The following is an 8,105-nucleotide window of genomic DNA, read 5'->3' as shown; positions in this document are numbered from 1 at the left end:
CCAGCTTGCTCATCGGGCGGAGGCCATCCGCCAACTCAACTCCTCAAAATGCTCCGATCTCAAGGAAAGGGCTGTAGTATGAAGCAAGTTAGTTGGCATAAAGACACACGCCGCTGCCGTCCCACCAGACGATCTTGATCCTGTCCGCTCTTTTGGCGCGGAATACATAAAGTGCGCCGTTGAATGGATCCGAGCCGGCATCGCGCACCAGTGCCAAAAGGCCGTCGGGACCTTTTCTAAAATCGACGGGATGACTGGCGAGCAACACCTTCACGCCAGCCGGGATCATGCCTGGCGAACCGCCCGGATAATCCGCACCAGCTGCTCCTCATTGATATCGGCACCGGCGCGAATGACCACGCCACCCAGCTCGATCTCCACCGACGCAGACGCTGTCGGCGTGACCTCGACAAAGCCGAGCCGCTCCGCATCCCTGTGTGGCGTGACCGCACCGCTCTTGATCGCCTTGCTCCGCCAGCCGAACAGCTGGGCCGGCGCCATCCCCGCTTGTCTGGCAATGGCCGATACATTCGCGCCCGGCTTCAGTGTCGCCTCGATCAGCCGCGACTTCGCTTCCGCCGACCAGCGCCGGCGCGGACGCTGCGGGCTTGCCTCCAGTCGGTTGGCAACCGCTTCAAGAACATGGAAACTTCTATCATCAGGCATAGGCGCAGACATGACACTGCAAGCTCCTCGGCTCCTTGCTTCAGTGTCAGTATGTCTCGCTCATCACCTCAAGCCGCGCCAGATGGGGTCAGCTTGGCGCTTACGCTCGGTGCATCGCGGGGCGACAAAAGCACCGGGATGAGCGACCGAGGCCTACGACGCCTGTTCGACCGGCTGGTCGAGCTCGGCGCCGTCCGCGAATTGTCGGGGCGATCGACCTTCCGCATCTACGGGATCTAAAAACGATGGCGGAGACGGCTCGCGCAAGACGGGGGAGGGGGGCGACCAGATGACCATCGGTCAGGCGACCGCCTGTTTGATCGCGAGTTGGATCATCTGCCGGCGGAGGTGCGCTGGCGGGAATGGATGAACCGCGTCGAAGCAACGATCTTCGCCGCCAGCGAACCGGTCACACGTAGTGTGCTCGCGCGCGTGGTTGGCGCCAGTTGCAATCTCGATCTCCTCATCGACGACCTCCGCGAGGAACTGCGTGGCCGGCCCTACGACCTCGTCGCCGTTGCCAGCGGTTTTCGGCACCTGACGCGGCCGGCCTATGCCGACGCCATCCGCAGTGCATTTGGCATGGCCATCGGCGGCAACGAACGGGCGGCCGATCTGACGCAGTCGGAGGTGCTGGTGCTGATGTGCATCGCCTACTTCCAGCCGATCACGCGTGGAGAACTGTCGTCGTTCTTCGGCAAGGAGATCAGCCGCGACCTGATCGGCCATCTGCGGCGCCGGCCTGATTGCCTCCGGTCCGCGCAGCCGACGCCGGGCGCGCCATACACGTATGTCACGACGAAAGAATTCCTGCTCGAGTTCGGCTTCGACACACTGCGCGATCTCCCCGACATCGAGGCGCTTGAGGATGCAGGGCTGCTGTCGAGAGAGAAGCTGCTGGCGGGCGACATCACGTCAAGCCGGACTTGCGGTCAGGAGGACATCCGAGTTGAGATGGATGAATGGCTTCGCCGAATTAGGGCGCCGGCTGGCACGCCGGCATCCGGATTGGCGCTTTTCAAACACCTGCGTCTCGCTCGCCTCACTCAAAATCCACTCGCGACACCTCCTAACCTTCGCAGTACGCGCTTCTCAGTGGACTATGGCATAATGCCCATGTGGTGTAGGTTCGGAATTGTCGATCGCAATGACTATTTTTCCTGAAGCTAAGGCGTCGTTTTTGCGGAAACGTCGCGTACTACTGCGAGACCTTGCCCGTGCTGGCAGCCTGAACCAGCAATGTGTCGTCGGGATAGCTTGGCCCTTTCATTGTGCCTTTGGGCAGCCTCACACCGAATTCGGCGAACCACGTTGACCAGTCTGTGCGTCTGCGGTCATGCAGGAGTGGATAGCGAAGGCAATCGGCGGGGGTCGTCAGAGGGCCGTGGATCAAGAGATCTGGACTTGCGACCACTATAAGCCGCCGTTCGTGAGAAAAGCCGAACGGCATCCAGCGCCGGCCACTTCCCGGCTCAATCCGCACCTCTATTGTCGGATACAGTTTTGAGAAACGCCCAATCCTCGACGTAAACCAGCAGGCAGCGAAAGTGGGAGTAGTCGTCACGATCAACGTCTCCGGACCCGGTCGTCTGTCGGCAAACAACGAAATTGCATCGTCAACCTGCTGGAAGCCTGGAGCGAGGTTCCCATACAGGAGCAGCCCCTCTGCCGTCAGCTTGATCTCGCGGTTCCAACGATCAAACAGGCGAACGCTGAGTTGAAGCTCCAATAGCTTTATCTGCTGGCTTACCGCCCTGGCGTCCCGCCGCCCAGATCTTTTGCAGCGCCGTTTACGCTGCCGTGACGCCCGACCTCGACAAAGGCGCGCAGTGCGCAATGCAGTCCGACGGCCCTACGGCTAGCTTGAACAGGTACCCGCTGATGCTGGGGTGGCGCATCGCGTTGCAACAAATCAGTCAAAACAGCTTCACAAATCTTTGCAACCGCAAAGCACTGACAATGGTAATGCGTTCATCGCGAACTCTGAAGTCGGGCACGGCTCAAAGCTGATGCCGAGTTAACCAATTAACGCTCAGACGGCCGCTGAGTGGAGCCGTTTCCGGAACCACGCAGCGCTGAACACAACGTCGGTCGAGACGCGCGCACCATGGGTCATATGCCCAGAGGTCGCGCAAGAGAAGCGTCCTTGTTTATTTGAACCACTAGCTGGCGGAGAGACACGATGGATAGAGTGACTGACGAGCCGCGTACTATGCAGGCTTTCGAAGCCCTGGAATCGAAGGTCCGCTGGTATTCACGCTCGTTTCCAAACATTTTCATTCGGGCGAGCGGTTCCTGCATGGAAACCATAGATGGGCGAAAGGTAATTGACTTCTTCTCTGGTTCCGGAGCATTGAATTATGGGCACAATAATCAGGAGATAAAATCTATTGTCACCGAGTATATCGGGTCAAATGCCTTAATTCATGGACTTGACATGGCAACTCCTGCAAAGCTTGAATTTATGGAGACCTTCAGCACTGTCATAAATCAGGCTAGAGGGTTGCAGTACCTATTTCAATTCACGGGTCCAACAGGTGCTAACGCTGTTGAGGCGGCCCTCAAGCTATCACGGAAACTCACAGGACGTCAAAACATCATTTCGTTTACTAATGGATATCATGGCGTGAGTTTAGGGGCGCTTGCCGCGACCGGTAACAGTCTTTGCCGTAGAGCCAGCGGCATTCCTTTGTCCGGTGTTACTTTCATGCCTTATGATGGCTATTTGGGGCCATCCGTTGATACGGCCCAGTACCTACGACAGTTACTGCAAGGCGAAAGCAGTGGCATTGATCTTCCAGCCGCCATTCTCGTTGAAACTGTTCAAGGAGAAGGAGGTATAAACGTGGCCAGCAATGAATGGTTGCGGTCCGTTGAGTCTATTGCAAAAGATGTTGGCGCCCTATTCATAATCGACGACATCCAGATGGGCTGTGGTCGCACTGGCGAATTCTTTAGCTTCGAGTTCCCAGCGTTGTCACCAGATATTGTCGTGATGTCGAAATCGTTAAGTGGGTACGGTTTGCCGTTATCGATGTTGTTAATCAAGGAGGGGCTCGACGAATGGCAGCCAGGAGAACATTCAGGCACGTTTCGAGGAAACAACCTCGCACTCGTAGCTGCAACCGCAGCTATAAAAATCTATTGGCGCAATCAGACGTTCTCGGAAGGGGTTCAGTGCATTGGGGAATATATGCGGCGCCGACTTGAGGCCATTGCGTCTAAGCATGGAAACAGTTTTGCTGTTCGAGGACGGGGCATGGCGTTGGGGGTCGATTGCCAGACGGGCGAGACCGCAGAGGCTACGACACGCAGGGCATTCAAGAAGGGCTTGATTATCGACCGATGCGGCCCCCACGATCAGGTGGCAAAATTTTTGCCTGCACTCACGATCGACATTGAGACACTAAATGACGGCCTTGAGATATTCGAGGAATCTTTGGCCGAAACACTGAATGGGGTAGGATCTTAGTGACCTGACCCCACTGCTATCCAGACAGGCCAAAGTTGGGCTTACGATGGTCCGACTGCGCCGAGGGATCATCGGGTGATGCCGCTGCGGCTTGATGTCTGAAGGCGTGGTCTGCAGCGTCACTTCAAGCTGGATTTTTTGCCCATGCCCTTGGTCCGCAGGAATTCTGCCTGGCAGTTGTTAACTCACTGTTCATTTAATCGATGGAACGGCTTCCCATGGCATGGAATGACAAAAAACTAGAAGAGCTTCTCGCGCGCTACGGCTCCGGCCATGGCGGCGGTGAGTGCATCGATCCGCGCTTCCGCAAGTTGGCGGACCGGATATTCTCCAAGGAAGGCACCTGTGCCACGCCCTATGCCGGCATCCCGACCTTTCTTGCCGCGCCCTACCTGCCGGTGGACCAGGAGTCCCCCGATTTCAGAGACCTGCAGGTCGCGATGATCGGTATGCCCATTGATCTGGGTGTCTCGAACCGGCCGGGTTCCCGGTTCGGGCCGCGGGCGCTGCGATCGATCGAGCGGATCGGTCCTTATAATCATGTGCTCGACTGTGCGCCTGTCTTCGATCTGAAGGTGGCCGACATCGGTGATATTTCCTTCGCCAGCCGCTACCGGCTCGAGCAGAGTCACGACGACATCGAGAGGCGGATCGGCCAGATCGTTTCAGCCGGGATCATCCCGCTTTCCGTCGGCGGTGATCATTCCATCACCCATCCGATTTTGCGTGCGGTCGGCAAGAAGAGCCCGGTCGGCCTGATCCATATCGATGCCCACTGCGATACGGGTGCTCCGTTCGACCAAACGAAATTCCATCATGGAGGCCCTTTCCGCAACGCCGTCTTCGACGGCGTGCTCGATCCTACGCGCACGATCCAGATTGGCATTCGCGGCTCCGCGGAATATCTGTGGGAATTCTCCTACGACTCCGGCATGACGGTTATCCACGCCGAGGATATTGCGAAAATGGGCATTGATGCCGTGATCGAGAAGGCGAGGGCGATCATCAGCGATGCACCGGCCTATCTATCGTTCGATATAGACAGTCTCGACCCTGCTTTCGCCCCCGGCACCGGGACGCCAGAGATCGGTGGCCTTACCACGCGCGAGGCGCAGGCGATCCTGCGCGGCATGAAGGGCATGAACTTGGTTGGCGGCGATGTGGTGGAGGTCGCGCCGCAATATGACGCCACCGCCAACACGGCCCATGCCGGCGCGCAGATGCTGTTCGAGATACTGAGCCTGATGGTCTTCACCCCAGCGGTGACGAAAGGCAACTGAGCTGTCGGCTAAACTGACAATGCGCCCGCCTGACAACTTGAAGACTGCGCGCTCACTGGTTCACTGTGTGAAACGCTTTCCCGCTCGACGGGTAGGTGAAGCCCAACGCTGCCAACAAGCTGCGTCAGCAGCGCTTGGCGTATGTTCCGACACCGTTACCCAGCACTGAGAACTACCGGGCGGGAGCGTATGCTGGTTCTGACTTCCAGGCCCCTCGCGAGGATGTCGACCGCATCATCAGCGAAGTGGTGAAGATCAGGCCGCTCACAGTGGCGACTATGATCGCCGGCATGGAATAGTATCCAAGGAGAGTGGAAAAAGTTGGAGGACTTGACCGCTGGGCCGGAACGCAATGAGTCATTCCGATACCGTGATCGCGAAGCCGCCGGCTTTAGCCGGTTGGGTGCTCCCGGAAATCCTACTTTAGGAGACAAAGCAAATATGTCCGTCGATCCGTCGAAACTCCCTCCGCTAAATTCGCTCAAAGCATTCGATGCCGTAGCCCGGTACGCCAATATGTCAAAAGCCGCAGCAGCGTTGAATATTGCTCCATCTTCTGTGACCCAACACTTGCGCAAGCTCGAAGCGTACATTGGCGTAAAGCTGTTGACTCGCACGGCAAATTCGATCGCCCTAACTCAGGAAGGGAAGCGCTACTCAGCTGCCGTTCGCCCGGCATTCGACATCTTGGCTGCGGCAACCAGCTCTCTGCTCAGTCAAGAGGACGATGAGCCGCTGCGCGTGAGTTGCGTGCCAACGCTCGGGAATTCCTGGTTCGCGGCACAGCTCGCGGCCCTGGAGGAGCGTATGCCAGGAGTATCCATCCAATGTGATTTTTCGCCAGTCCCAGTTAACTTCGATCGCGATCACGTCGATTTCGCGATCCGCTATGGGGCCGGGACCTATCCGGATGCCGACTCCGAACCATTGTTTCTAGATAAGCTGGCACCAGTCTGCACGCCTTTGACCGCACGCCTCATTAAGAACGCCCATGATCTACTAAAAATCGCGCGGCTTTCAAGCCCAGATGCGACAGCCGAGGGTCACTCAATGTGGTATTATTGGGCAAACGCGTGTTATGGTCCCGAATTCGCCCAAAAGATTGATGGTTTCAAGGGATCTGTGCTGAACAGCTCACGATTTATAGTCGAGGCGCTAAAGGTTGGCGAAAGCGTAGCGATAATCGACCATATGACCGCGAGCCCCGACCTTCGGCGAGGCCTATTGGTCGCTCCGCTTGGTCAATGGGTCGACGCGCCGTACGGATACCACCTTTTGACGCCCAAGCGGCGGATGCCGCGGGTTGCCACCAAGCAGCTCAAGGCTCTGCTGAAAAAGACTGCAGACTTGCTGAAACCGCCACAATCTACCGAATTGCTAAGCCATCGGACGACAGATGTTGCCGAGAGCTGCGACTATACGGGGGGCGGAAGCGCCCTTTGTCATTTTTCCCATAGAGCGATCAGCATCCAGAGGCCTGATGATGGCGGCGCTATGGGCAATCTTCTCTGCCATCGCCCCAGCACTACAACGGATTGGCGGCCGGGCAACAATCCTTATGGCTCAATCACGATGTAACCGAAATCACCGTTACGGACGTGCTCGCAGCGGCGGCAGCTCGAGATCGCAGGACCCAGTCGCCACTCATCCAGATAGCCGGTCTCCAGATAAATTCGTGAGCGCCACCGCCGATTCTGGATGGAGGCCACCAAACCCACGAGCGGGGCAACGACGCCTTCGGAGTCGCAAATCGCGATCGGCGGCATCTGTTCCCTCTCTTCAAGCTCACGTGCGGAGTAATCAGCATCGCCGCCATAGGGAAGGTTGCCCACAACAAAGTCAGGTTCGGGGATCGCTACGTCGTCAACAAAAAAGCTCTCATGAAAGGTAATATCAGCGCCATGTCGCATGGCGTTTTCCCTGGCAAGACACAACGCGTTAGGATCTATGTCGCACGCCGTGACTTCAAGGTCCGGCCTCTCGCATTTCAGCGAAATCGACAGCCATCCACAGCCGGTTCCGACCTCTAGTATCCTCCCACCCGAAGGTGCATCGCGGATGACGCGTTCAGCCAACTCCCGGGCGTAATCATCTGGGATATAGCAACGGCGGTCGAGGCGGAATTCGCGGCCAAAGAAGCGAGTATGTCCGCGCAAATAGGCGTTTGGCTCTCCAAATCGCTTTCTGATGGTCAAGCGATAAAGTCGTGCGTCGTCGGGTCCTGCGAGACGTAATAATTCCTCAATTTCTGCATCCGAGACATTGTAGTTTTTCAGTATTGCCAGAGACGATTCTCGCTTATTGATTGTTGTGGGAAGTGCCTCAGCATTCATTTCTATTCTCCTTATTGTCGGACACAACGATGCTGGACAACAAGGTAGGGGCGGCACAATTTCGCATTGGCGATTGCAACGCCAAAGACGATCAGTAGACTGTCGGCAATTTCACTGACTGAAAGCGCTTTCACCAACGACATGTCCACCCATTCCGAACGCGATAGCGACAGTGTCAGGAGCCAAATTTTTGCAGCCTTCATCGAAACGGCTTCCCCCACAAGTTGCTAAAGCTCCCTTATGCCATCTCGTTGTGGATTACAGCTGCTCTTTTTGCGAATGAGCATAGGTAATACCTAATCTCACTCCACCCTTTTCCCATGTATCAAAGAGCTGAGGCCGAACCCAAGTGAT

At 56.9% G+C, this 8,105-nt stretch carries 10 protein-coding genes; 5 read left to right on the top strand and 5 right to left on the bottom strand.

What is annotated here, in order from left to right; genetic code table 11:
• Positions 1 to 88: 88 nt before the first annotated feature.
• Positions 89 to 289, bottom strand: coding sequence for an IS66 family insertion sequence element accessory protein TnpB (gene tnpB, locus NKI54_RS33165; protein WP_352693895.1), 201 nt, complete (start codon positions 287 to 289; stop codon positions 89 to 91).
• On the bottom strand, positions 286 to 678 hold the full coding sequence (locus NKI54_RS33160) for a transposase (RefSeq protein WP_023675164.1): 393 nt from the start codon (positions 676 to 678) through the stop codon (positions 286 to 288). The genes tnpB and NKI54_RS33160 overlap by 4 nt, the downstream gene beginning before the upstream one ends.
• On the opposite strand from NKI54_RS33160, the gene NKI54_RS36620 reads away from it, so the two are divergent.
• On the top strand, positions 643 to 906 hold the full coding sequence (locus NKI54_RS36620; RefSeq protein ID WP_502898294.1) for a DUF1403 family protein: 264 nt from the start codon (positions 643 to 645) through the stop codon (positions 904 to 906). The two genes, NKI54_RS33160 and NKI54_RS36620, sit on opposite strands and share 36 nt — an antisense overlap.
• Before the next feature lie 126 nt (positions 907 to 1,032).
• Complete coding sequence (gene scpB / locus NKI54_RS33150) at positions 1,033 to 1,830, top strand: SMC-Scp complex subunit ScpB (RefSeq protein WP_352693893.1); 798 nt, start codon at positions 1,033 to 1,035, stop codon at positions 1,828 to 1,830.
• A gap of 34 nt (positions 1,831 to 1,864) precedes the next feature.
• Here the strand turns inward: scpB and NKI54_RS33145 are convergent, their stop codons facing one another.
• A complete protein-coding gene (locus tag NKI54_RS33145; RefSeq protein WP_502898293.1) occupies positions 1,865 to 2,395 on the bottom strand; it encodes a LysR family transcriptional regulator in 531 nt (176 codons plus the stop codon).
• 483 nt (positions 2,396 to 2,878) lie between these two features.
• On the opposite strand from NKI54_RS33145, the gene ectB reads away from it, so the two are divergent.
• The 3 genes from ectB to NKI54_RS33130 all read left to right on the top strand — a co-directional run bounded on the left by ectB (position 2,879) and on the right by NKI54_RS33130 (position 6,996).
• The gene (ectB, locus tag NKI54_RS33140; protein WP_352693897.1) at positions 2,879 to 4,138 is read left to right on the top strand and encodes a diaminobutyrate--2-oxoglutarate transaminase; all 1,260 of its coding nucleotides are present in this window, start codon (positions 2,879 to 2,881) and stop codon (positions 4,136 to 4,138) included.
• A gap of 218 nt (positions 4,139 to 4,356) precedes the next feature.
• A complete protein-coding gene (speB, locus tag NKI54_RS33135; RefSeq protein WP_352693889.1) occupies positions 4,357 to 5,418 on the top strand; it encodes an agmatinase in 1,062 nt (353 codons plus the stop codon).
• A gap of 441 nt (positions 5,419 to 5,859) precedes the next feature.
• On the top strand, positions 5,860 to 6,996 hold the full coding sequence (locus NKI54_RS33130; protein ID WP_352693887.1) for a LysR substrate-binding domain-containing protein: 1,137 nt from the start codon (positions 5,860 to 5,862) through the stop codon (positions 6,994 to 6,996).
• Here NKI54_RS33130 and NKI54_RS33125 read toward each other — a convergent pair.
• Both NKI54_RS33125 and NKI54_RS33120 read right to left on the bottom strand, forming a co-directional pair.
• Positions 6,975 to 7,751 (bottom strand): methyltransferase, encoded by a 777-nt coding sequence (locus tag NKI54_RS33125; RefSeq protein WP_352693886.1) that lies wholly within the window; start codon positions 7,749 to 7,751, stop codon positions 6,975 to 6,977. The two genes, NKI54_RS33130 and NKI54_RS33125, sit on opposite strands and share 22 nt — an antisense overlap.
• 11 nt (positions 7,752 to 7,762) lie before the next feature.
• The gene (locus NKI54_RS33120) at positions 7,763 to 7,954 is read right to left on the bottom strand and encodes a hypothetical protein (RefSeq protein WP_352693884.1); all 192 of its coding nucleotides are present in this window, start codon (positions 7,952 to 7,954) and stop codon (positions 7,763 to 7,765) included.
• Positions 7,955 to 8,105 lie beyond the last annotated feature (151 nt).

The organism is Mesorhizobium sp. M0663, from assembly GCF_040320585.1.
GTDB lineage: Bacteria > Pseudomonadota > Alphaproteobacteria > Rhizobiales > Rhizobiaceae > Mesorhizobium.
This window is presented reverse-complemented; position numbering and strand designations above follow the sequence as displayed.

Excerpts from the sequence above, each read along its gene's own strand:
- NKI54_RS33130 (WP_352693887.1), top strand. The coding sequence starts at position 5,860 with ATGTCCGTCGATCCGTCGAAACTCCCTCCGCTAAATTCGCTCAAAGCA.
- NKI54_RS36620 (WP_502898294.1), top strand. The coding sequence starts at position 643 with ATGGAAACTTCTATCATCAGGCATAGGCGCAGACATGACACTGCAAGC.
- NKI54_RS33125 (WP_352693886.1), bottom strand. The coding sequence starts at position 7,751 with ATGAATGCTGAGGCACTTCCCACAACAATCAATAAGCGAGAATCGTCT.
- scpB (WP_352693893.1), top strand. The coding sequence starts at position 1,033 with ATGAACCGCGTCGAAGCAACGATCTTCGCCGCCAGCGAACCGGTCACA.
- tnpB (WP_352693895.1), bottom strand. The coding sequence starts at position 289 with ATGATCCCGGCTGGCGTGAAGGTGTTGCTCGCCAGTCATCCCGTCGAT.
- ectB (WP_352693897.1), top strand. The coding sequence starts at position 2,879 with ATGCAGGCTTTCGAAGCCCTGGAATCGAAGGTCCGCTGGTATTCACGC.
- NKI54_RS33160 (WP_023675164.1), bottom strand. The coding sequence starts at position 678 with ATGTCTGCGCCTATGCCTGATGATAGAAGTTTCCATGTTCTTGAAGCG.
- NKI54_RS33120 (WP_352693884.1), bottom strand. The coding sequence starts at position 7,954 with ATGAAGGCTGCAAAAATTTGGCTCCTGACACTGTCGCTATCGCGTTCG.
- speB (WP_352693889.1), top strand. The coding sequence starts at position 4,357 with ATGGCATGGAATGACAAAAAACTAGAAGAGCTTCTCGCGCGCTACGGC.